21 protein-coding genes are annotated in these 21,388 nt (G+C 66.1%); 18 read left to right on the forward strand and 3 right to left on the reverse strand.

What is annotated here, in order from left to right:
- Window positions 1–97: 97 nt before the first annotated feature.
- The 13 genes from Q0176_RS08360 to Q0176_RS08420 all read left to right on the forward strand — a co-directional run bounded on the left by Q0176_RS08360 (window position 98) and on the right by Q0176_RS08420 (window position 12,673).
- Window positions 98–949, forward strand: coding sequence for a nucleoside phosphorylase (locus Q0176_RS08360; protein WP_299301456.1), 852 nt, complete (start codon window positions 98–100; stop codon window positions 947–949).
- A 53-nt stretch (window positions 950–1,002) separates the two neighbouring features.
- On the forward strand, window positions 1,003–2,259 hold the full coding sequence (locus Q0176_RS08365) for a dicarboxylate/amino acid:cation symporter (protein ID WP_299301458.1): 1,257 nt from the start codon (window positions 1,003–1,005) through the stop codon (window positions 2,257–2,259).
- Window positions 2,256–2,546, forward strand: coding sequence for a helix-hairpin-helix domain-containing protein (locus tag Q0176_RS08370; protein WP_299301462.1), 291 nt, complete (start codon window positions 2,256–2,258; stop codon window positions 2,544–2,546). The genes Q0176_RS08365 and Q0176_RS08370 overlap by 4 nt, the downstream gene beginning before the upstream one ends.
- A complete protein-coding gene (gene dprA, locus Q0176_RS08375) occupies window positions 2,543–3,640 on the forward strand; it encodes a DNA-processing protein DprA (RefSeq protein WP_299301465.1) in 1,098 nt (365 codons plus the stop codon). Before Q0176_RS08370 ends, dprA begins: the two co-directional genes overlap by 4 nt.
- 114 nt (window positions 3,641–3,754) lie before the next feature.
- Window positions 3,755–4,378: a V-type ATP synthase subunit D gene (locus Q0176_RS08380; RefSeq protein WP_299301468.1), complete on the forward strand. Its 624-nt coding sequence runs from the start codon at window positions 3,755–3,757 to the stop codon at window positions 4,376–4,378.
- A 53-nt stretch (window positions 4,379–4,431) separates the two neighbouring features.
- Window positions 4,432–4,773, forward strand: coding sequence for a hypothetical protein (locus tag Q0176_RS08385; RefSeq protein ID WP_299301471.1), 342 nt, complete (start codon window positions 4,432–4,434; stop codon window positions 4,771–4,773).
- Between the two features lie 2 nt (window positions 4,774–4,775).
- Window positions 4,776–5,897, forward strand: coding sequence for a V-type ATPase subunit (locus Q0176_RS08390; protein ID WP_299301474.1), 1,122 nt, complete (start codon window positions 4,776–4,778; stop codon window positions 5,895–5,897).
- Window positions 5,897–7,876: a V-type ATPase 116kDa subunit family protein gene (locus Q0176_RS08395; RefSeq protein WP_299301477.1), complete on the forward strand. Its 1,980-nt coding sequence runs from the start codon at window positions 5,897–5,899 to the stop codon at window positions 7,874–7,876. The genes Q0176_RS08390 and Q0176_RS08395 overlap by 1 nt, the downstream gene beginning before the upstream one ends.
- Window positions 7,877–7,953: 77 nt before the next feature.
- Window positions 7,954–8,358 carry an ATP synthase subunit C gene (locus Q0176_RS08400; protein ID WP_299301480.1) on the forward strand — a complete coding sequence of 135 codons (405 nt, stop codon included), beginning with the start codon at window positions 7,954–7,956 and terminating at the stop codon, window positions 8,356–8,358.
- 11 nt (window positions 8,359–8,369) lie between these two features.
- Complete coding sequence (locus Q0176_RS08405) at window positions 8,370–8,681, forward strand: V-type ATP synthase subunit F (RefSeq protein ID WP_299301483.1); 312 nt, start codon at window positions 8,370–8,372, stop codon at window positions 8,679–8,681.
- Window positions 8,678–9,346: a V-type ATP synthase subunit E family protein gene (locus Q0176_RS08410; RefSeq protein WP_299301485.1), complete on the forward strand. Its 669-nt coding sequence runs from the start codon at window positions 8,678–8,680 to the stop codon at window positions 9,344–9,346. Before Q0176_RS08405 ends, Q0176_RS08410 begins: the two co-directional genes overlap by 4 nt.
- Before the next feature lie 43 nt (window positions 9,347–9,389).
- Window positions 9,390–11,210 carry a V-type ATP synthase subunit A gene (locus Q0176_RS08415; protein ID WP_299301513.1) on the forward strand — a complete coding sequence of 607 codons (1,821 nt, stop codon included), beginning with the start codon at window positions 9,390–9,392 and terminating at the stop codon, window positions 11,208–11,210.
- Window positions 11,211–11,272: 62 nt separating this feature from the next.
- Window positions 11,273–12,673, forward strand: a complete 1,401-nt coding sequence (locus tag Q0176_RS08420; RefSeq protein WP_299301487.1) for a V-type ATP synthase subunit B — start codon at window positions 11,273–11,275, stop codon at window positions 12,671–12,673.
- 27 nt (window positions 12,674–12,700) lie between these two features.
- Here Q0176_RS08420 and lptB read toward each other — a convergent pair whose 3' ends face one another.
- Together lptB and Q0176_RS08430 are read right to left on the reverse strand one after the other, a co-directional pair.
- Complete coding sequence (lptB, locus tag Q0176_RS08425) at window positions 12,701–13,486, reverse strand: LPS export ABC transporter ATP-binding protein (RefSeq protein WP_299301490.1); 786 nt, start codon at window positions 13,484–13,486, stop codon at window positions 12,701–12,703.
- Window positions 13,483–14,415: an LptA/OstA family protein gene (locus Q0176_RS08430; RefSeq protein WP_299301492.1), complete on the reverse strand. Its 933-nt coding sequence runs from the start codon at window positions 14,413–14,415 to the stop codon at window positions 13,483–13,485. The genes lptB and Q0176_RS08430 overlap by 4 nt, the downstream gene beginning before the upstream one ends.
- 238 nt (window positions 14,416–14,653) lie before the next feature.
- On the opposite strand from Q0176_RS08430, the gene Q0176_RS08435 reads away from it, so the two are divergent.
- The 5 genes from Q0176_RS08435 to Q0176_RS08455 all read left to right on the forward strand — a co-directional run bounded on the left by Q0176_RS08435 (window position 14,654) and on the right by Q0176_RS08455 (window position 20,018).
- Window positions 14,654–15,955, forward strand: a complete 1,302-nt coding sequence (locus Q0176_RS08435) for a ZinT/AdcA family metal-binding protein (RefSeq protein WP_299301495.1) — start codon at window positions 14,654–14,656, stop codon at window positions 15,953–15,955.
- Between the two features lie 499 nt (window positions 15,956–16,454).
- Window positions 16,455–17,765: a D-serine ammonia-lyase gene (locus Q0176_RS08440; protein ID WP_299301498.1), complete on the forward strand. Its 1,311-nt coding sequence runs from the start codon at window positions 16,455–16,457 to the stop codon at window positions 17,763–17,765.
- 175 nt (window positions 17,766–17,940) lie between these two features.
- Entirely contained in the window at window positions 17,941–18,615 is a 675-nt protein-coding gene (locus Q0176_RS08445; protein ID WP_299301501.1) for a histidine phosphatase family protein, read from the forward strand.
- A gap of 117 nt (window positions 18,616–18,732) precedes the next feature.
- Complete coding sequence (locus tag Q0176_RS08450) at window positions 18,733–19,320, forward strand: sigma-70 family RNA polymerase sigma factor (RefSeq protein WP_299301504.1); 588 nt, start codon at window positions 18,733–18,735, stop codon at window positions 19,318–19,320.
- Between the two features lie 65 nt (window positions 19,321–19,385).
- A complete protein-coding gene (locus Q0176_RS08455) occupies window positions 19,386–20,018 on the forward strand; it encodes a class I SAM-dependent methyltransferase (RefSeq protein WP_299301507.1) in 633 nt (210 codons plus the stop codon).
- A gap of 108 nt (window positions 20,019–20,126) precedes the next feature.
- Here the strand turns inward: Q0176_RS08455 and Q0176_RS08460 are convergent.
- Window positions 20,127–21,388: S8 family serine peptidase (locus tag Q0176_RS08460; RefSeq protein WP_299301510.1), on the reverse strand; the 1,262-nt coding region annotated here is incomplete at its 5' end.

Raw genomic sequence — 21,388 nt, forward strand, 5'->3', positions numbered from 1 at the left:
CCGCCGCGAATGCGTACAAAGAAGTACGTCGAGCAAGGCGAGCAAAAACAACGAAGCATGCAAATGATTGAGGATGGAATGAGAGGAGGAAAAGACCATGACCGGAGGCTGGCGCGCAGACAGCGCGGAGCGCCCCGTGATGGAGGGCGAGCTCCAGTACCACATCCGCTGCGGGAGAGGGGACGTGAACCGCTACGTCCTCCTTCCCGGGGACCCGGAACGCACGGACGCCATCGCCAAAGAATGGACGGACTCCCGCTTCATCGCGAACCACCGCGAGCATCGGACCTGGAGCGGGACGATCGGCTCCGTCCCCGTGACGACGTGCTCCACGGGCATGGGGGGCGGCTCGACGTCCATCGCGCTCGAAGAGCTGGCCGCCCTGGGCGCGGACACCTTCATCCGCGTGGGGTCCTGCGGCGCCATCGCCGAGGGGATCGAGTGCGGCGACCTGATCGTCTGTACGGGCGCGATGCGCCGGGACGGGACCAGCCCGGACTACGTCGATCTCTCCTATCCCGCCCAGGCGCACTACGAGGTCACCGCCGCGCTGGTGGAGGCCTGCGAGCGTCTGGGCGCGGTCTATCACGTTGGCGTTGGCTGCTCGACGGCCTCCTTCTACTGCGGACAGGCCCGGCCGGGGTTCGGGGGCTACACGCAGTCCGCGTCCCGCGACAGAATAGACGACCTGCGGCGCGCCGGGGTGCTGAACCTCGAGATGGAGGCCGCCACGGTCTTCACGATCTCTGGGCTCTACGGGTTCCGCGCCGGCGCGGTCTTCGCGGTGGTGGCCCATCGCCTGAAGGACACGTTCCGCTATGAGGGCATCGACAAAAGCGTCCGCGTCGCCAACGAGGCCGTGAGCATCCTCGCCTCCTGGGACGCGCTCAGGAAGGAGGCGAACAAACGCTATTGGTTCCCGGGGCTGCTGGGTTCGGGAGAGGGGTAAGGGCAGCGGTCCATGACGATGACCCGAGTCGGGTCGAAGGAGGGTGTGCAACGATGTCGGAAAGACAGGGAAACAGCTTTTGGAGGTCCTACCGTTTTCCCCTGACGCTGCTGGCCGCTATCGCGCTGGGCTGCGTCCTGGGCGCCTCGATGGGCAAGGAAGCCCTGATGTTCAAACCCCTGGGCGATATCTTCCTGAACGCCATGTTCATGGTCGTCGTTCCCCTCGTCTTCACGACGGTCTGCGGCGCCGTGTCCAACATGTCCTCGATGAAGCGCCTGCGCCGCGTCATGGGGTCCCTCGTCGTGGTGTTCCTCGTCACGGGGGCCGTCGCGGCCCTGCTCATGCTGGCGGCCGTACGGCTCTATCCCCCGGCTGCGGGGACGACCATCGCCCTGACGCCGCCGGAGAACCTGCAGCCCCTGAGCACGGCCGACCAGATCGTCAAGGCGATCACCGTCAGCGATTTCCAGGACCTCCTCTCCAGGAGCCACATGCTTCCCCTGATCCTCTTCTCGGTCCTCTTCGGCGTCAGCCTCCAGCTGCTGGGGGAGCGGGGCAGGGCCGCTGCGCGGGGGATCTCCGTCCTGGCGGACGCCATGCTGAAGCTGGTGAGCATCATCATGTACTACGCGCCGATCGGTCTGGCCGCCTACTTCGCCGCCCTCGTCGGGGACTTCGGCCCGAACCTCCTGGGCACCTACCTCCGCTCCATGGTGATCTACCACGTGACGACCCTCGCCTACTTCTTCACCGCCTTCACCCTCTACTCCGCCTGGGCGGCCGGGCGCAGGGGCCCAGCTATCTTCTGGAAGAACATCCTGCCCGCCGCCGTGACCGCTTTGGGGACCCAGAGCAGCACCGCCACCCTGCCCGTGAACCTGGAGGTGGCCCGCAGAATCGGGATACCGGACGACATCGGCGAGGTGGTGCTCCCCATCGGGGCGACGGCCCACATGGAGGGATCCTGCCTGAGCGGCATCCTGAAGATCGCCTTCCTCTTCGGGGTCTTCAACATGCCCTTCGAGGGGGCGGGGACCTTCGCCAGCGCCGTTGCGGTCGCCGTACTCAGCGGAGTGGTGCTCTCCGGCATCCCCGGCGGGGGGCTGGTGGGCGAGATGCTCATCGTGAGCCTCTACGGCTTCCCCCCGGAGGCGTTCCCCATCATCGCCACCCTGGGCTTTCTGGTCGACCCCGCGGCCACGATGGTCAACGCCACCGGCGACACCTGCTCCGCGATGCTCGTGGCCCGTCTGGTCGAGGGCAGGGACTGGTTCGTGAAGGGGCAGAGAGAAGGGCAGATAGGGTGAGGACCGACCTCCGCCGAATCCCCGGCGTCGGTCCCAAGACGGAGGAGGATCTGATCCGGTTGGGGCATACGACGGTCGAGTCCCTGAGGGATGCGGACCCGGAGGCCCTGTACGAGCGCGACTGCGCCCTGCGCGGGTGCCGGATCGACCGGTGCCAGCTCTACGTCTATCGGTGCGCCGTCTACTTCGCCTCGACGGAGGACCCGGATCCGGAGAAGCTGAAATGGTGGAACTGGAAGGACGCGCCCCTCCCGTCCGGTCCGGCGGGTAAGGAGCCCGGGGCATGAATCCCCTGCTTCGGGCCGCGCTGCTGCTGAACGCCGCGCGGGCTCCGCTGTCCGCGTTCGAGGCGCTGCGGGACGAATACGGTCCCGAGTCGGCCTGGACGGATGGCGAGGCGCTCTGGAAACGGCTGGGGCTTCGGCCGTCCGCCTGCGTGAAGCTGGAGGGGCTCCTGCGGGAGCGGGACTGGCCGGAGCGGGAGCTGGAGAGGGCGGAGCGCGAAGGCGCGCGCTTTCTGACGGTCGATGACGAGGGATATCCTCCCCGGCTGAGGGACCTCGCGCAGCCGCCCGTCGGGCTCTACGTCAAAGGGGACCTGGACGTTTCGTGCGCGCCCTCCGTCGCCGTCGTGGGGACGCGGAAGTGCAGCCTCTACGCCAAGTCGGTCGGCGAATCCCTGGGGCGTGCCCTTGCGCGTTCGGGGTATCTCGTAATCAGCGGCGGGGCGCGCGGGGTCGACGCCGCCGGACACGGCGGGTGCCTGGCGGAGGGGGGACGGACCGTCGCCGTGCTGGGCACGGCCGTGAACCGCGTCTATCCCTCGGAGCACCGGGAGCTGTTCCGCAGGATCGCGGAGCGTGGGACGCTGGTCTCGGAGTATCCGATGGACACGGGCGGGGACCCCTGGCGCTTCCCCGAGCGCAACCGCCTCATCGTGGGCATGGCGGGGCGCGTCGTCGTGGTGGAGTCCCCGGAGGACGGCGGGGCCATGATCACCGCCCGCCTCGCCCTCGACATCGGGCGCGAGGTCTGGTGCGTTCCCGGGCGTATCACGGAGACGGTCGCCAGGGGGTCGAACCGACTGCTGCGCGACGGCGCGGAGCCGCTGGTCGAGGTCGAGGAGTTCATCCGCAGCATCTCGGGGCGGTACGGACAGCTGATGCTGGACCTCGGGGCGCCGCCGGAGGACCCTCCCGAGCTCTCCACGGACGAGAAGGTCGTGCTGGCGCTGCTGCAGCGGCAGGGGGGCCGGACGGCCGACGACCTGATGGCGGAGAGCGGGCTGGACCTCGCGGCGCTTCAGGGCTGTCTGATGGCGCTCTCCGCCGCCGGCCTCGCGGTTCCGGCCGGTCCGGGCCGCTACTCCGCGGGGGCGTGATCGGTCGTTTTTCCGGGTATAAAACGAAAATTCGCGCTAAAATCTGGGGGCGGGCCGCCGGGCCGTGCGAGGGAGCACGGGGGCGGTCTCCTTTACCGTTGGGAGTGATGAGAGATGTCCAGGCAGGCTGCGGCGACGCGCAGCGACATGGCCCGCATCCAGGCCGCGCTCAAGCTGGCGCGGCGCGGACACGATCTCCTGGAACAGAAGCGAAGGATCCTCATGGCCGAGCTCGCGGGCAGGATCGAGGAGGTTCGGGAGGTGCAGAGCGGGATGCGCGATATCTTCGCCGGGGCCTACTCGGGGCTCCGGATGGCGAATATCGCCATGGGGATCGAGAACGTGGAGAGGGTCGCGGGCATCGTTCCGGAGGAGGACCGGTTCGTGATTCGTCTGCGCTCCATCATGGGGATGGACATTCCCGAGGTGGATCCCCTGGAGCCCGTCTGCAGCCCCGTCTATTCCCTGGGAGGAATGTCGGGGACCTCCTCCGTCCTGGACAACGCGTATGTCCAGGCCCGTTCCCTGGTCCCGCTCATCGCGCGGCTGGCGGAGGTGGAGACCAGCGTCTACCGGCTGGCCATGCAGATACGCAGGACGGTGCGGCGGGTCAACGCGCTGGAGAAGGTGTTCATCCCCCGTTGCGAGGCCCAGGTCCGCTCCATTGCGGCGGCCCTGGAGGAGAACGAGCGCGAGGACATGACGCGCATAAAGCTCTCCTCGGGGCGTGAGATGTAGGGAAGGGGCCTTGTAGGCTTCGCGTCATTCGGGCTGTTTTCGGAGGTCGTGAGATGGATTTGACGTTGACGGAGGTCCTGGACGTGCTTTTGAGGGCCGAGGACGAGTCGGGGAAGCAGCGGGACTCGGCGAAACGCGAGGCGGAGGAGGTCATGCGGCGCGCGCAGGAGCGGTTCGCCTGCGACCGGGAGGCGCGTCTGAAGGCCGCGCACAGCGACGCCCTGGCCCAGATCGAGTCCGCACGGAAGTCCGCGGAGATGGAGGCGCTGCACATCGCCGAGATGGGGCGAAGGGGGCGCGAGAGGATGCGCGAAAACTACGACCGCAAGGCGCCCGCCCTGATAGCCGGGATGGCGGAGGACATCGCCGCCCGGTATGCCTCCCGCGGAGACTGACGATGATTCTCGGCGGAGGAGGCCGCATTGCCCTGTCCGCGAAAGCGCGGGTGCGCCGGTCCGAATTGCTGTCGTCAAAGGATTTCCGAGCCCTCCTGGAACAGCCGTCCGTCTCCGCCGTCGCGGTGTCCCTCGACGCGACCCCCTATGGGAAGGCCCTGGAAGGCCTGTCTCTGAATGACGTCCGCCGGATGGAGCTCGAGTTCCGCCTCGAGACCTCCCTGCTGCGCGACGCCCTGGCGTTTCGCTCCTATATGGGGGCGGGCTGTCGGCACCTCCTGGACCTGTGGCTCCAGGCCTACGATATCGAGTTCTTCAAGGACCATTTTCGCCGGAGGTTCGGTTCCGACCCGGCCGCCCGGGAGGAGGAGCGGATGTTCGGGCTGTTCCCGGACTTCCGGTCGACCCTCCTGGACCGGAACGCGCTTCTGGCGGCGCGGACGACGGGGGCCATGCTGGCGTCGATCCGGGACGAGCGCCTGCGTGCGGCGCTGAAGGAGACGCTCCCCGTCAAAGACGACGGGACGGAGGTCTCGGGGGAGGACGCCTGCAGGGTGTCCTTCGCGCTGGGGATGGCCCTGGACCGGTATTACTTCGACAGCCTCTATGGGGCCGTCCTCCCGGTCGGGGGGCTGGAGGGCCGCCTGCTTGCCCGGCTGGTGGGGGTTCGCGTGGACCTGGTGAACCTCTACTGGATCTACCGCTGCAGGCGTTTCTTCGGCCTGTCGCCGGAACAGGCGTTGGCCACGGTGACGCGGTCCCGCTACCGCGCGGACTTCGGCCTGCTCTCCCGCGCCGCGTTCTCGGAGCTTTCGGCCTGGGACGACGTTCTGGAGGGTACGCCCTATGCCGGAATCTTCCGTTCGGACGAGGCGGATCCCTCCCTCAGGGAGGCGGAGGTGGAGCTTCACCTGTGCAGGACCCTCCGCCGCGTCGCCGGGGATGTGTTCCGGTCCGGGGCCCCGGGATGGCACAACGTCGGGGCCTACCTGATGCTGAAGGGCTTCGAGGTCCGGGACCTGATCACGGTCATCGAGGCCGTGCGATACGATTACGACCGCAGGAGGGTCGGTCGGCTGTTGATCCTGAACGACCTGGCCGGTGGGGAAGGAGGCGGGCGCTGATGGCCGTCGTGAGGATGGCGGGGGTCTCCCTTGTCGGCCCCCGGGACGAGATTGAGGCGATGGCACTGAGGCTGCTGGAGACCGGAGATTTTGAACCGATGTCCCCCGAGGTGATGTTGTCCGGGGGAAGGCTGAGCTCCCGGATTCGGGCCTGCCAGAGCGGCCGCTGCGACGCGCTGCTGGAGAAGCTGGAGCGGCTGAGGGGGCTGGCGGGGACCCCGGCCCCGGGCCGAAGGGCGCCGGACGGAGCCTCCGGAATTCCCTCTTCGGCGATTTCTTTTACGGAGGTTTCCTTTTCGGAATTGGAGGAGCGCGTGAATCGGCTCTCGCGCCTGGCCGAGGTCTGGCAGGACAGGCTGGAGCACCTTCGGATGGAGCACGGGCGCTGCAGGGCCATGCTCGAGTTTGCCCATGCCCTGGAGGCGCTGGGGCTTCCGCCCTCCCTGCTGGCGTCATCCTCCTGCTGCCGGGTGGTCCTGGGGAGCCTTACCGGGGAGAACTGGCAGCGGCTGAGGGAGATCGCCTCCGCAGGGCCCGCCCTGCTCCTTCCGCTCTTCGAGGAGGAGGGGGGGAGGACGACGGTGGCCGCGTTCTGCGAGTCCTCCTATGGAGCGGCGCTGGAGAAGCTTCTGACCGGGGTGCACATGCGCGTGTTCGAGACGGCGATCCAGGAGCTCGCGGCCGGCGGCGGGGCGCAGCTGTCCGCCCGCCTCGATTTTCTGGAGGCGGAGATCGGGAGGTGCCGGGACATGCCGGTCCTCTATACCGGGGAGAACCGTGTCGAGCTGGAGAGGCTTTACGGCATGGTCTATGCCATGCAGCGCGTTTACTCGCTCTGCCGGATGGGGGGCGAGTTCGACGACATGGTGGTCGTCTCGGGGTGGATGCCCGAGGAGGCCTGCGGGGAGCTGTGCGCTCTGGCGGGCCGGGAGGCGCCCCATACCGTTGTCCTCACGGAGGACGGGGCCTCCCTCGAGTCGAAGGGAAGCGAGCTTCCCACCCTGCTGCGCAATACCCCGGTGGCGCGCCGGTTCCAGGAGATCGTGAGGCTCTACAGCCTGCCCTCCTACAGCGAGCTGGACCCGACGCTCGTCGTCTCGGTCAGCTTCTGCCTGTTCTTCGGGTTCATGTTCGGGGACGTGGGTCACGGCCTCGCCCTGATCCTCGGCACGTGGCTGATGGAGCGAAGGGGCTGGATGGGGAGGCCCCTGGCGTCCGTCATGAAGGTGGCCGGGGCCTCGGCGGTCCTCTTCGGCATCCTCTACGGCAGCGTCTTCGGGAGCGAGGAGCTGATTCCGCCCCTCTGGATATCCCCCATGAAACACGTGAACACGCTCCTCCCCGTAGCGGTCGGGGTGGGGATAGCGTTTCTGTCGCTCGGCATCCTCTTCCGAATCCGGTCCCTGGCCCGCAGGAGGGAGTGGGGCGAGGCCGTGTTCTCCCCCGAGGGGGTGACGGGGCTGGCCTTCTACTGGCTGGCTCTGGCCTTTGGGGTCCTGTCCCTCGAGGGGACGCTCGCCCCCTGGGTGAGCCGGATCTTCATTGCCGCCCTCGTCCTGCTCCTCTGCGCGATGCTCCTTGGAAACGTCCTGGCCGGCTGCGTGTTCCGGGGGGAGTCCGTGGACGAGGGGGGCGTGGTTCACCTGTTCTCGGTCTTCCATGCCTTGCTGAACTTCATCAGCAACACGGCGTCGTTCGTGCGTCTGGCGGCGTTCGCCCTGAACCATGCGGGGCTCTGCGCGGCGGTGTTCATGCTGGGGCAGATGGTGGAGCACGTGCCCGGCGGCAAGGTGTTCCACGCGCTTGCCTTAGTGGTAGGGCATCTCGTCATCATCGGGCTCGAGGGGCTGATCGTGTTCATCCAGACGCTGCGCCTGGAGTACTACGAATTTTTCGGGAAGTTCTATCATGGCGGAGGGCGGGAGTTTCGTCCCGTCCTCTGGAGGAGGAGCGCGCAGGAACGGGGACGCGCGGATTGAGGTTTTGCGGATTGAAGGTCGCGCAGGTTGAAGGAAAGCTCGCTGGAGTTGTTTGCGGGGAAGGGAGTGCGGTTGGGATGCTGAGTGTTCTTGGGGTTGCGGTTTCCTCTGCGGTGCTGGTCGGCTATGGGGTTTGGACAAGGAGGACGGGGCGCGTTCCCCGCGCTCCGAGGAGGGCCCTGGCCTCCTGGATGGGCGTGTCCGTGCTGATGCTTTGTCTCTCTGCCGCGGCCGCGTTCGCGCAGGAGTCCGGGGCCTCCGCCGGGACCGCGACGGGGATGGGCTTCATCGGCGCGGCGCTCTCGACGGGCCTGGCCTGCGTCGGTGCGGGCATCGGCGTCGCGTTCGTCGGCGCCGCGGCGCTTGGGGTCGTGGGGGAGAAGCCCTCGATGTTCGGAACCACGCTGATCTATATCGGGCTCGCGGAGGGAATCGCCATCTACGGGCTCGTCATCTCCCTGTTCATCCTGGGAAAAATTTAGAGCGGCCCGCCATGAAGGCCTTCCTGATCAGCGACAACCACGACACCCTGGTGCTGATGAAGCTGGCCGGGATCAAGGGGGTCGTGGCGCACGGGCGGGAGGAGAGCCTCAAGGCCTTTTCTCAGGCCCTTTCGATGAGGGACCTCGGCGTCCTCCTCGTGACGGAGATCGTGGCGGAGACCGTCCCCGACAAGGTCGTCGAGATGCGCAGGAGCGGGAAACCGCCCCTTTTGGTCGAGATTCCGGATCGGCATGGGAGTCGGAGAAAAGAGGATTTTCTGACGCGGTACATCCGCGAGGCGATAGGGGTGAGGCTTGAATGAAGCGGGAGGGCGCCCCTCTTTCCGGCGGGAACTCGCACGGTTTTGCCCCGGACGGGGATCGGGACGAGAGGAAAAAACTGGACGGGCTCCGCGCTTCCATCCTTTCCAGGGGGGCGGAGGAGCGCGAGCGCATCCTGAAGGAGGCGGAGGCGTGCGCGGAGCGCTGGCTGGCCGACCACACGGCGCAGCTGGACGCGACGGTGCGGAGTATCCGGGACGACGCAGTGAAGCAGGCCCAGGACATCTCGGACCGGCGGCTCGTGGAGGCCGGGACGAGCCGGGACAGGGAACGGCTGCGCCTCCGGAGCGGCCTGGTCCAGGAGGCCCTGGCCTCCCTGCAGAAGGCGCTGGTGGGGCTGTCCGCACGGGACGATTACGACGCCATCCTGACCGGCGTCGCCGCGGAGGTCTGCGAGCGCCTGCGCAGCGGTCGGGTGGGGCTGCGGCTTCGTGCGGAGGACGCTCCGCTGGGGGAGGGGATAGCCAGGGCCCTGAGGGCCCGTTTCCCCAAGCTGGACGTCCGATTCGACGATACGCCGGAGCCCATCCTCGGGGGGGTGGTCCTTTTCTCGGAGGATGAGGGGTGGCGCATATCGGCGGACTGGAGGGCGAAGATCGAGGAAATGACGGACTCGGTGGCGGAAGCCGTCCTTGCGGAGCTGTGAGTGGATTCGGATCTGTGAGAGGATGAAGATCGGGGTGAAGAACATGGAGGCAGCGGCCGAGCGGATGGGCCGCATCACGATGATCGACGGTCCCGTCGTCCGTGCCTCGGGGCTCTCCCGCTTTGCGATGGGGGAGATGACGGAGGTGGGGGAGCTTGCCCTGATGGGCGAGATCCTTCAGATGGATGGGGACAGCGGGGTCGTCCAGGTCTATGAGGACACGACGGGGCTCCGCGTCGGGGAGCCCGTCCGCGGGCTTGGCCGGCCTCTTTCCGTGTGCCTGGGACCGGGGCTGGTGGGGCATATCATCGACGGGATCGGGCGTCCTCTGGACCGCCTCATGGAGAAGGAGGGCGGCTTTCTGGGCCGGGGCTCGAAGCTCGACCCGATCGACATGTCCCGTTCGTGGGAGCTGACCCCGACCTGCAAGGTGGGGGACCGGGTGCGCGGCGGTTCGGTCATTGCCGAGCTTCAGGAGACGGATCTGGTGACCCATCGCGTTCTGGTCCCTTACGGGCTGGAGGGAGAGGTGGAGTTCATCGTCGCTTCCGGCTTCTGCAAGACGTCGGATGTGGTGGCGCGGGTCCGGCGCGACGACGGGACCATCGTGCCGGTGATGATGTATCACCACTGGCCGGTCCGGCGTCCGAGGCCCTATCGGGACCGCCTGCTGCCGGACGAGCCGCTGGTCACGGGGCAGAGGGTCATCGACGGGCTCTTTCCCATCTCCAAGGGGGGCGTCGCGGCGATCCCCGGTGGGTTCGGGACGGGCAAGACGGTGACGCAGCACCAGCTGGCCAAGTGGAGCGACGCCAAGGTCGTCGTGTACATCGGGTGCGGGGAGCGCGGCAACGAGATGACCCAGGTGCTGGAGGAGTTCCCGTCGCTCGAGGATCCGTACTCCAAAAAGCCGCTGATGCAGCGGACCGTCCTCATCGCCAACACGTCCAACATGCCGGTCGCCGCGCGGGAGGCCAGCATCTACACGGGGATCACGATCGCGGAGTACTATCGCGACATGGGCTACGACGTCGCGATGATGGCGGACTCCACGTCGCGCTGGGCCGAGGCCCTGCGCGAGCTGTCGGGACGGCTGGGGGAGATTCCCGCGGAGGAGGGGTTCCCCGCCTACCTGGCGACGCGCCTGGCGGAGTTCTACGAGCGGGCGGGCAAGGTGCGGACCTTCGGCGACCGGACGGCCAGCATCAGCGTCATCGGGGCGGTCTCGCCCCCGGGAGGGGACTTCACCGAGCCCGTGACGCGGCACACCAAGCGCTTCATCCGGTGCTTCTGGGCGCTCGACGCCTCCCTGGCTCACGCCCGGCACTTTCCCGCAATCAGCTGGATGGACTCCTACAGCGAGTATGCGGACGAGGTCCGCGGCTGGTGCGAAAAGAACATCGACGCCTCCTGGGGCGAGCTGCGCGAGGAGGCCCGGGCCGTGCTGGCGGAGGACGACGCCGTGCAGCAGACCATCCGCCTGATGGGCGAGGATGTGCTGCCCGACGGCCAGAAGCTCGTGGCCCTGACGGCTTCGCTCCTCAAGAACGGCTATCTCCAGCAGAATTCCTTCAGTGACGATTCCTTCTGTCCGCCCAGGAAGGGGTTCGCGATTCTGCGGATGATCCTGAACTTCCATCGGCAGGCGAAGGCCCTGGTGGCCGAGGGGTGCCCCCTGTCGCTGATTCGGAGGATCAAGGAGCTCGACGAGGTGATCCACGCGCGGGAACTGCCGTTTAGCGACGGCGAGGGGTTCGGCGATCTGGAGAAGCGCCTCGAGGAGCATCTGGCGCTCGTCGGCCGGGAGCGTCTGGCCCACGAGGACGAGGACGGCGCGTCCGCCGCTTCGGAGGGCACGGCGTGATGACGGGGAACGGCGAGGCGGCAGCGGTGACCGGTTCGGGTTCACGGAGGGGGAGTGAGAGTATGGCCCTTGCGGAGTATACGGGGATGACCCGTATCAAGGGGCCCATTGTCCTGTTGAAGGGCATTCCGGGGGTTGGCTACGACGAGGTCGTGGAGGTGACCGCCGACGGCGGGGAGCCCCGTATGGGGCGTGTCGTCATGGTAAGCGAGGACGCGGTGATGGTGCAGGTGTTCGCGGGGACGGAGGGGCTGAGCCCGGCGACGGCCAGGACGCGCTTCCTGGGGCATCCCCTCGAGATCTCGCTCTCGCCGGACATCCTCGGGCGGACCTTCGACGGGCTGGGCCGCCCCCTGGACGGAAATGGCCCCGTCTACTGCGGGACGAGGCGCAACGTCAACGGGCAGCCCATAAACCCGATGGCGCGTCTCTATCCCCGGGACTTCATCAACACGGGGTTCTCGACGATCGATGTGCTGATGACCCTCATTCGCGGACAGAAGCTGCCCATCTTCTCGGGCAATGGCCTGCCGCACAACCGTTTGGCCATTCAGATCGCCTCCCAGGCCAAGCTGATGGGGGCCGACAACTTCGCGGTCGTGTTCGCCGGAGTCGGGATCCGGCACGACGACGCGGCGGCCTTCTCCGCCAGCCTGTCGCAGCGGGGGTCGAAGCTGGTGATGTTCCGGAACCTCGCGGATGACCCCGTCATCGAACGCATCGCGACGCCCCGCTATGCCCTGACCGCGGCGGAGTACCTGGCGTTCGACCTGGGGATGCACGTGCTGGTCATCGTCACGGACCTCACGAGCTATTGCGAGGCGCTGCGCGAGCTCTCGGTCGGCCGGGGCGAGATCCCGAGCCGCAAGGGGTACCCCGCCTATCTCTACAGCGACCTAGCCTCGCTTTACGAGCGCGCCGGGGTCCTGAAGGGAAAGGAGGGAAGCATCACGTTCCTTCCGATCCTCACCATGCCCAACGACGATATCACCAACCCCGTCCCGGACCAGACGGGGTTCATCACGGAGGGGCAGATCGTCCTGTCGCGCGCGTTGGATGCGGCGGGCGTCTATCCGCCCATCGACCCGCTCCCCAGCCTCTCGCGCCTGATGAAGGACGGCATCGGCAAGGGCTATACGCGGGAGGACCACCCCAGCCTGTCCAGCCAGCTCTTCGCCTGCTACAGCAAGGTGCAGGAGGTCAAGGCCCTGTCCGAGGTGGTTGGGCGCGACGAGCTCTCCGAGGAGGACCAGGCGTACCTCGCCTTCGGGGACGCGTTCGAACGAACCTTCATCGGCCAGTCGCGGGACGAGAACCGCGACATCGGGCAGTCCCTGGACAGGGGCTGGAGGCTGCTGGCCGGCCTGCCAGAGAGCGCGCTGACGCGCATCTCGCTGGAGGATCGGAAGAAGTACGTCGATCCCCTTCGCGATAGGAAGGCGCCACCGCCTGATTCCGTCTGAAGCGCGGGATCCTCTTACCGGGAACCCTTACCAGGAGAAGTTGTCTCCCAGGTAGAACTTGCGCGCCAGGGGGTTCTGTGCGACCTCCTCGGGCGAGCCGTTCAGGAAGATTTTTCCGTCGTGGATCAGGTAGGTTCGGTCGGTGATGGAGAGGGTTTCCCTTACGTTGTGATCCGTGATGAGCACGCCGTATCCCCGTTCCCTCAGAGTCTGGATCATGGCCTGGATGTCGTTGACCGCGATGGGGTCGATGCCGCTGAAGGGCTCGTCCAACAGGATGAAGTGGGGCTTGAGGGTCAGGGCCCGCGCGATCTCCACGCGGCGGCGTTCGCCGCCGGAGAGGGCATAGCCGCGGGTGTCGGCGATATGGACGATGCCGAACTGCTCGAGCAGCCGATCCGTGGCATCCTCGGAGGGACGCCCCATCTCCTCCCAGACCAGGTCGATATTCTCCCGCACCGTCAGGCTGCGGAACACCGAGGACTCCTGCGGAAGGTAGCCGATCCCCGCCCGGGCGCGGGCGTAGACCGGCAGGCCGGTGACGTTTCGGTCCCCGATGAAGACGCTGCCGGCGTCCGGCCTGATAAGCCCCACGATCATGTAGAACGAGGTCGTCTTGCCCGCGCCGTTGGGGCCGAGGAGCCCAACGACCTCCCCCGGCCCGACCTCGATATCGACGTCCGAGACGACGAGGCGCCCTCCATACCCCTTGCGCAGTCCCCGCGTGGAGAGCCGGAGCCCGGTCGCCGCGTCGTCCGCCGGGACCGACACGGCGTCGGGAGCAGCCTTTTTCGTGTTCCGCTTCGAGCTCATCGCTTCCTGCCCTTTTTCGCGGGCGCCGTTTTTTTGTCGCCTTTTCCCTTTGCCGCCTCGTCGGACGATACGGCGGGCGTCCGTTTGGGCTCTTTCGAGAGGTCGATGGTGATCGTCGCGCGTTCCGTGCTCGCGGTGCCCGAGCGGCTCACCATTCCTCCCAGGGCCTCCACGCGGTTCTGATCGGGAAAGTAGACGAGGGAATCCGACGTCAGCGTCCGCCCCTTCTGGACTGCGCGGACGTTGCCGCTCAGGACGACGCTGCCCCGTTCCTCGGAGTAGACCGCCCGGTCGCCGCGCAGGCTCACGGCGTCCCCGCTGCGGTTCGGCCTTCCCTCGATCCAGACCTTCGACTTCGCGGTCATGGAGACCAGGATCCCCTCCCGAAGCATCCCCTCCACGGAGTCCGCCCCGAAGGCGATGCCCATCGCGCGGTCCTCCACGCGCCGGACGTTCGTCATCCAAACCTTTGTCTGGCCGTCCTCCTCGTTGGCGCCGGACAGGCCGCCGCGCCCGGTCAGGGTCAGGCGGTCCGCGTCCAGGGCAATCGAGCCCACCCCGCCCCGGACCCCCTTGTCGATCCTGCAGGTGGGGGGCTCCCCGAAGAAGAGCTCCATGCTGCCGGCCTGGAGGTCGATCCGGTCGCCCTGCCAGTCCCCGGAGGCCGTGACCCCCTCGTCGAAGAGCACCTCCCGGCGCTGGGTGTTGCCGATTCCGCGGGGCGAGGAGACGGTGAGCCCGTCCGCTTTGATGACCACGTTCCCCGCGGCGAGAAAGTCGCCCGTCTTCGAGTCGAAACGCATCCTGTTGGCGGAGAGGCTCGCCTTATCGGGAAAGTTCTCGGCGTCGAGGGCCCCGGCCCCCGGGATTCCCTCTCCCATCACTATAAAGAATGCCGTCAGCAACAACAGGAATACCGCACGACGCACACGTCCTACCTCCTCGCATGAAGATCTTCATGAGAAATAACCGAAGTCGAAACAACTTCGAAAGACAACTTCGGTCATTATAACCCAGCCGCTCGTATGGAGGGGACAGGAGGGATGCGGGTATCGAAGGAGGTTGTCCCGACAAAATTTCTGAGTCCGATTTATTTTATTGACACCTGATCTGCTATGGATTATATTTAGCCGAGTTTATCACCGCAAACTGTAAGGAGTGAGTGTTATGAAAGGCAGAAAGTTTGGTGTCGGCGCTCTTCTGGCTGTGTTCCTCCTCGCCCTGCTGGCTCTGGGCGGATGTGGCGGCGGCGGGGACAATACCCTCGCGGGGAAGAATCCCCAGCCGCAACCTCAACCTCAACCTCAGCCCCAGCCACAACCCCAGCCACAGCCACAACCTCAACCCCAGCCTCAGCCCCAAACCGGGGGCCTGACGGATTGGAAGGGAGATTGGAAGAGCTGGAGCGTTTTTGTCGATGACGACGCGATGGACCCCGTTTATGCCGAGATCGTCAAGAAGACGAGCGGCTACACGGCCAAGGGCGTCAAGGGGTTCTTCGAGGAGATGTATGAGACCAAATTCGCCTCCCTCAAAGTGGAGGGCAGTACGGTTACCTTCCTGGACGACAAGGGGGCTTCCCTGGGAGCACTGACCTACGAGTCCAAGGGCACCCGGAAGCGAACGGTGAAGATGGGCGGACGGGAGTTCGAGACCACGTGGCATCTGTTCGAGTCTCCTGCCGTAAGCGGTGCGACGCCTCCTCAGGGGAGCGGCTTCGTCCCCGCTAACAAATGCAGGTATCTCGTGCTGGTCCCCGTACACAGCGATGGGGACGGAGGCATTAAACACTGGCATATGCGCTACGGCAGCAAGAGCTTCGAGGCTCTGACGGACAATCCCAGCGATCCTTGGTGGCCGACGTTCAGCTCCCTGGATACCAAGGCTGCCGATATCGCTAAGGATCAACAGGCCGAGGCCGGGGCTCTGGCCGCGATGATGCCCAAGGCCTTCGACGCGTGGAACGGCGAATGGATCTCCGCCGCCGAACTGCATCGCAACCCCTTGATGGCCGAGGCCTATCGGAAGGTCGCCGAGGAGGCGAAGAAGCTGGGCAAGAATTACACGGCCGAGGAGCTCAAAGATTATTACCAGAAGCTTTTCGCCACGCCGTTCGATCGCGTCGTCGTTGCCGACGGAACGGCGATTCAGTTCAAAAAGGCGGACGGCACGGTCCTTGCAGCGCCGACCTATACCAACGATGGTTTTGCCGAGGATGGCTGGGTGGCCTGGATCAATGGCACGGTGGCCGGATACGGGACGGTCGTGGCCACGCATCCGCATGGCGATGGGGCGGCCAAGCATTGGCACATGCTCTACGGGGACGGCAAGACGGCTGAGGAGCTGACGAAGCTCTCGGGCTGGAAGCCGACCTTCTACGATCCGAAGCTGACGACCCCCGAGGCCTATTTGAAGAGTTATGTCGACGGAGCTGCCCGTCAAGCCGCTCGGCTCCCGGAGAAGAAGTAGCCGGGAAGATCTGCGTCCCGATCTTCCGTGATGAAGTGAAACGGAGCGGAGCCCGCAACGGGCCTCGCTCCGTTTCGTTTTTCGGGGATAGGGGGCATGGAGGAGAGAGCCCGCTGCACGCGCGTGAGCGCTGCGGCCAGGGGCGGACAGCGCCACCTTGACGCAAAGGAAACTTTGTTATAAGCTCAACGAAAGTAAGTTTTTACGAACTTTATCGTGCCGCAAGACGGGATCTGTAAAACGGGATCCGGATTCCGAATGGAAGTGCGTGATGTCCGAATGGAGCGAATGGCTTTCGGGAGGGAGTCCTTGATCCTGTTGAATCGCAGATGGAAGACCGCGTTGTCCGTTCCTTGGGGGCTCAATGGATAATGGGCGGGGGCATGCCCCCGCCTTTCGCTTTTCCGAGCCCCCGGCCGTTTGACGAGGCACGGAATAGTTTACGGCGCTGCCGTAATGGCCGCGGCGGACGACGCGGCGACGACAGGAGTGAGAAACGATGAACGAGGTGCGCACGATTGAGGCTCTTGCCGAACGTTATCCGCTGATCCGATCCATGAGCCGCGGGGAGGAGGTCCTCTGGGTCAATCCCCGCCGGGACGCCTCTCCGTCCCCGGAGATCGCGGACGAAGAGATTGCGGACGCGGCGGCCCGCCTGAAGCGGTTCGCCCCCTGCATCCGAAGGATGTTCCCCGAGACCGCCGGAAGCGGCGGGATCATCGAGTCCCCGCTGCGGGACATTCCCGCCATGATGGAGGCGCTTTCGAGCCGGTCGGGCACGCCCCTCCGGGGCCGCCTGATGCTGAAGTGCGACGGCGAGCTTCCGATCTCGGGCTCCATCAAGGCACGGGGAGGCATTTACGAGGTGCTCCATTTCGCCGAGAGGGTGGCGCGGGAGAGCGGGATGCTGCGCGATGGGGACGACTATGCCGTGTTGGACGAGGAGCGCTTTCGCCGCCTGTTCTCCGGGTATTCGGTCGCGGTCGGCTCCACCGGCAACCTGGGGCTGAGCATCGGGATCATGGGGGCCCGGCTTGGTTTTCGGGTTACGGTGCACATGTCCGCGGACGCCCGCCAGTGGAAGAAGGACCTTCTGCGCCGGAAGGGCGCTCAAGTCGTGGAGTACGCCGGGGACTACCAGAAGGCCGTGGCGGAGGGGCGCCGGCAGGCGGAGTCGGACCCGTCCTGCCATTTCGTCGACGACGAGAACTCCAGGACGTTGTTCCTGGGCTACGCCGTCGCGGCCGCGCGTCTTCGTGATCAGTTGGAGGAGCGCGGGATCGCCGTCGATGCGGATCACCCCCTCTTCGTCTACCTGCCGTGCGGCGTGGGGGGCGGCCCGGGCGGGGTTGCCTATGGACTGAAGCGCCTCTACGGCGAGAGCGCGCACTGCTTCTTCGCCGAGCCGACGGAGGCGCCCTGCATGCTGCTCGGAGTGATGACGGGCCTGCATGACGGCATCTGCGTGCAGGACATCGGGCTGACGGGCAGGACGGTCGCGGACGGCTTGGCGGTGGGGCGTCCCTCGAAGCTGGTGGGGCGGATCGTGGGGCCCATGCTGGATGGGCTCTTCACGGTGTCGGATTCTCGGATGGAGCGCCTGGTCCCGGAGCTCTGGGAGCGGGAACGGATCTTCGTCGAGCCGTCGGCTGCGGCCGGCTTTCCGGGCTGCGTCCTGACGCAGGGGGACGGGGAGTACGCCGCGGGCTTTGAAGAAGAGGCCCTGAAGAACGCGGTCCATATCGTGTGGGCGACCGGCGGCGGCATGGTCCCCGAGGAGGAGCGGCGCCGGTACCTTGCGGTTCGGTGAGCCCCCGGCCCGAGGTTCGCTTTCTCGTAGGGGGCCTTTCGATGCGGCGGGGGGACCGGGGTGCCGAACCCGCAAAACCCCGTCGTGATATAATTTTTTGCGAAATCTTTCGCTTTTTTCGTTCCCGAATGGAAATCCGGGGACGCGTTCTGCGTTTTTCCGAGGGGGTGGCCGGGTGTCGGGGAAATCTTGGAAGCGGCGTATCGTGCTGGTCCGGCATGGTCAGACCGATTGGAACCTGCGTTATTGCTTTCAGGGCCAGACGGACGTTCCCCTGAACGCCGAGGGGTTGGCCCAGGCGGAACGCCTGGCGGAGCGCTTTGCGCAGTGGCCTGCGGAGGTCGTCTACTCCAGCCCCCTGCAGCGGGCGCTGAGTACGGCGCAGGCTCTGGCAAAACCTCGCAGGCTGTGTACCGTGGTGCTGGAGGGCTTGAAGGAGATCAATTTCGGGACCTGGGAGGGACGCTCCATCCTGGGGATGGAGCGGGAGGAGAGGGGCGCGTTCCGGACCTGGATGCACGACCCCTTCTTCAACATGCCGCCCGGCGCCGAGGATTGGGAGTCGATAAGAGATCGGGTGGAGAGGGCCGTCGAAATGATTCTGGCGGAGCCGCACGAGCGGATTGCCGTCGTGACCCACGGCGGCATCATCAGGGCGCTCTTTGCGGTGCTGCTGGGGCTCGATCCGCATACCGTCTGGCGCCTCAGGGTGTTCAACTGTTCCCTGAGCGGGGTGGAGATTGGGCCGGACGGGCCGGCCCTCGTCTTCTCGAACGACGACCTGCATCTGCGTTGGGCGTCTGAGGATGGATGTGGAGATACCGGGGGGCGCCCGCTGCCCTTGTGGTAAAATCGCGGCGCATGCTTGGCCCCTTGTGCTCGAGGGTCCCGTTCGGGGATGAGGGAGAGGGTTTTCGGGCCCGGCCGGGCACGACTATGATTTGGAAAACGAGGCGATCGTCTGCCCATGGAGGAGAGAACATCGGCTTCGCTGAGCCCCGAGAGGGAAAGGGTCCTGTGGGCGCTCTGCCGCTCCGGCGATGCGAATGCCCGCGAGGAATTGATCGTAGCCTACAGGCCCCTTGTCTTCTGGGTCGCGGGACGGATCCATGCGGCTCCTTCCTTGAGACAGGATCTCGTCCAGGAGGGGATGTTGGCCATGATCGGGGCCGTGGATCGGTTCGACCCCGACCGGGACCTGAAGTTCGCCACCTATGCCTGCCACCGGATCCGGGGGCAGATGCTCAATATGCTGGAGCGTTCGGAGCGCCGCGCCCCGATCCCCGTGCCGGACGAGTGGCTCGAGGTCGACCCTGCGCCGGGGGACGAGGACTGGCTGGATGTCGCCGAGATCATCGGCCGCCTGCGGGGACGTGAGGCGGAGGTGGTCTCGGCCCTCTTTTTCGAGGGAAAGGACCCCAGGGCCGTGGCCGACGAGCAGCATATGGACGTCAGTCACGTGTATCGCCTGCGGCGCAGCGCCGTCGCCCGCATTCGGAGCTGGCTGGGGCTGCCCTCAGCCCGCGATGCCGCGGAAGCGGGGATGAAGGGATAGGTTGGAGGGATAGTGCTGGACGAAAGGGCGGCGGCCAGGGGCTGTCGTCCATGGAGGTGAGTGCCATGGCATTCGAGTGGAAGGACCTTGCGGAGGATTTTTCGGCCCGGCAGCGCGCTATCGTGGGCGAGGCTTTTTACGACGAGGTGGCGCGCACGATGCTGCAATGGGAGGACTTGGGCGACGCCCTGGAGGTGGCCTGCGGCGACGGTGGCTTTACCTCGCTTTTTGTGCCCAAGGCGCGGCGTCTGGTGGCGACGGACAGGGAGGAGGCCATGTGCCGCGTGGCCCGGAGGAAGCTCTCAGCCTGGCCCCACGCGGAGGTGTGTCGGGCGGACCTCTTCGACCTGCCCTTCGGCGAGAAGAGCTTCGACACGGTGCTGGCCCTCAATATTCTGCACGTCCTTCCCGACCGGCCGGGTGCGCTGCGCGAGATGCGCCGGATGCTGCGGGAGGGAGGACGCCTACTGCTTATGGACTTCGGGACCGACGGTATGTCCTTCGACGAGGTCATGGCGATGGCCGGGCGCTATCAAAGGGCCTTTGGCCCCGTGGAGGACCGAAAGCAGCCCGTGACCTTCGAACGGCTGGCGGACGAGATCGAAACCTCGGGATTCGAGATCCTGAAGCAGGAGCGCCTGTGCTCGCCCACGGGGGCCGCGCTGGTTTTGGAGGCGCGGCGAAAGGAGACGGACTGAGGGAGGCCCGGTTTCAATCGGCGCGTCCCTTTTCTTTTGGAGCGGAAGAGGTAAATCGGCCCCCCTCGCAGGAGGGGGGCCGATTTACCTCCGAGAAAGGACGGGGCTTCAGGGTTTTCCGCGCAGGACAATTGGCAGGGCAGCCAGAAGGATCAGACCTGCGAATCCCGTGTTACAGCCGCTTCCTCCGGAATGCCCGGACGTTTTCTTATCGGGCTGATTGTTGTCGGGGTCGGGGTTGGAGCGGGGAACGCTGCCGAGCGCCAGTCCCTCCGACCCCAGGCTCTTTTCCAGCATGGAGCCGTCCTTGAACCGGAAGCACACGGCCGAGATCGCAGCCTTGTCCAAAGCGGAAGCGGGAACCCGTCCTTCCAGCTTCAGCCGGTATTCCTGACTTTCCTTCGTTTGAACCAGGAAGGTGAACGCCCCGACCGGGTTGCCGTCCCAAGCCAGACTGCAGGTGACGCCGCCTACAAAATGGGAGGACGCGCTGGCATATACGGCGTCGGGCTGGGACGAGAGCCTCACCGGGCAGATCAGGGAAACGCTGGAGAACCCCTGGGTGTCCGGGACCCCGATTGTCGCCGTCCAGCGGGCGGGGTCGATGGGGAGCTCCACGGATTCCTGAGGAAGCTGGGGACTGGGCTTTGGTTGCGGCTCGGGCTTTGGCTGCGGTTCCGGCCTGGGCTGTGGTTCCGGTGTCGGCTGTGGTTCGGGCCGAGGCTCGGGTTTAGGTTGCGGTTCTGGTTTGGGCTTGAGCGACGGGTCGGGAGGAACCTCGGGATAGCGCGTATTCAGCCATTCGAGAGCTCCCTTGACGTTGAGAAAGCCATAGGCGGAGAGCTTTTGTTCCTTCGGATTGATCCCCTGATAGTCGCTTTTTGTCGGAAAGGGCTTGGCGACGGGATTGACACTCGGCTTTGCCCCCTTGAGGATGGCCCCCTTGAGCTCGTGGGCTTTGAGGGTAGGAAACTTCGACATCAACAGCCCGGCCGCTCCCGCCACATGGGGGGCGGCCATGGAAGTTCCCGACATGAACCCATAGAGTCCATACGTGCTTCCGTATCCCGGGCCCTCGACTCCCTTGGGCGTCGTGCTGTAGATCTTCATTCCCGGAGCCGCCACGTCGACTTTCGTCTGGCTCCAGTTGGAGAAATACGCCCCCTTCCCCCCCTCTGCCATGGCGCCGACGACGATCATATTGTTCAGCCCCGTGAAGGACGCGGGATAACAATACTCCCCTCTCCTGAAACGGGGCCGGAAGAGAGACTCCGAGTCGCTGAACGGGGCGGGTTCCCCTACCTCCAGCCCCTCGTTCCCGGCCGCTACGACAATGACGATGCGATCCGTATCGTCCAGTGCCTTGTAGG

Origin of the sequence: uncultured Fretibacterium sp. (assembly GCF_938040765.1) — a bacterium.
In the GTDB taxonomy this organism is placed as follows: domain Bacteria; phylum Synergistota; class Synergistia; order Synergistales; family Aminobacteriaceae; genus CAJPSE01.

Excerpts from the sequence above, each read along its gene's own strand:
- Q0176_RS08380 (WP_299301468.1), top strand. The coding sequence starts at position 3,755 with ATGTCCAGGCAGGCTGCGGCGACGCGCAGCGACATGGCCCGCATCCAG.
- Q0176_RS08390 (WP_299301474.1), top strand. The coding sequence starts at position 4,776 with ATGATTCTCGGCGGAGGAGGCCGCATTGCCCTGTCCGCGAAAGCGCGG.
- Q0176_RS08435 (WP_299301495.1), top strand. The coding sequence starts at position 14,654 with ATGAAAGGCAGAAAGTTTGGTGTCGGCGCTCTTCTGGCTGTGTTCCTC.
- Q0176_RS08405 (WP_299301483.1), top strand. The coding sequence starts at position 8,370 with ATGAAGGCCTTCCTGATCAGCGACAACCACGACACCCTGGTGCTGATG.
- Q0176_RS08455 (WP_299301507.1), top strand. The coding sequence starts at position 19,386 with ATGGCATTCGAGTGGAAGGACCTTGCGGAGGATTTTTCGGCCCGGCAG.
- Q0176_RS08400 (WP_299301480.1), top strand. The coding sequence starts at position 7,954 with ATGCTGAGTGTTCTTGGGGTTGCGGTTTCCTCTGCGGTGCTGGTCGGC.
- Q0176_RS08450 (WP_299301504.1), top strand. The coding sequence starts at position 18,733 with ATGGAGGAGAGAACATCGGCTTCGCTGAGCCCCGAGAGGGAAAGGGTC.
- Q0176_RS08415 (WP_299301513.1), top strand. The coding sequence starts at position 9,390 with ATGGAGGCAGCGGCCGAGCGGATGGGCCGCATCACGATGATCGACGGT.
- Q0176_RS08440 (WP_299301498.1), top strand. The coding sequence starts at position 16,455 with ATGAACGAGGTGCGCACGATTGAGGCTCTTGCCGAACGTTATCCGCTG.
- Q0176_RS08385 (WP_299301471.1), top strand. The coding sequence starts at position 4,432 with ATGGATTTGACGTTGACGGAGGTCCTGGACGTGCTTTTGAGGGCCGAG.
- Q0176_RS08395 (WP_299301477.1), top strand. The coding sequence starts at position 5,897 with ATGGCCGTCGTGAGGATGGCGGGGGTCTCCCTTGTCGGCCCCCGGGAC.
- Q0176_RS08420 (WP_299301487.1), top strand. The coding sequence starts at position 11,273 with ATGGCCCTTGCGGAGTATACGGGGATGACCCGTATCAAGGGGCCCATT.
- Q0176_RS08360 (WP_299301456.1), top strand. The coding sequence starts at position 98 with ATGACCGGAGGCTGGCGCGCAGACAGCGCGGAGCGCCCCGTGATGGAG.
- lptB (WP_299301490.1), bottom strand. The coding sequence starts at position 13,486 with ATGAGCTCGAAGCGGAACACGAAAAAGGCTGCTCCCGACGCCGTGTCG.
- Q0176_RS08410 (WP_299301485.1), top strand. The coding sequence starts at position 8,678 with ATGAAGCGGGAGGGCGCCCCTCTTTCCGGCGGGAACTCGCACGGTTTT.
- dprA (WP_299301465.1), top strand. The coding sequence starts at position 2,543 with ATGAATCCCCTGCTTCGGGCCGCGCTGCTGCTGAACGCCGCGCGGGCT.
- Q0176_RS08365 (WP_299301458.1), top strand. The coding sequence starts at position 1,003 with ATGTCGGAAAGACAGGGAAACAGCTTTTGGAGGTCCTACCGTTTTCCC.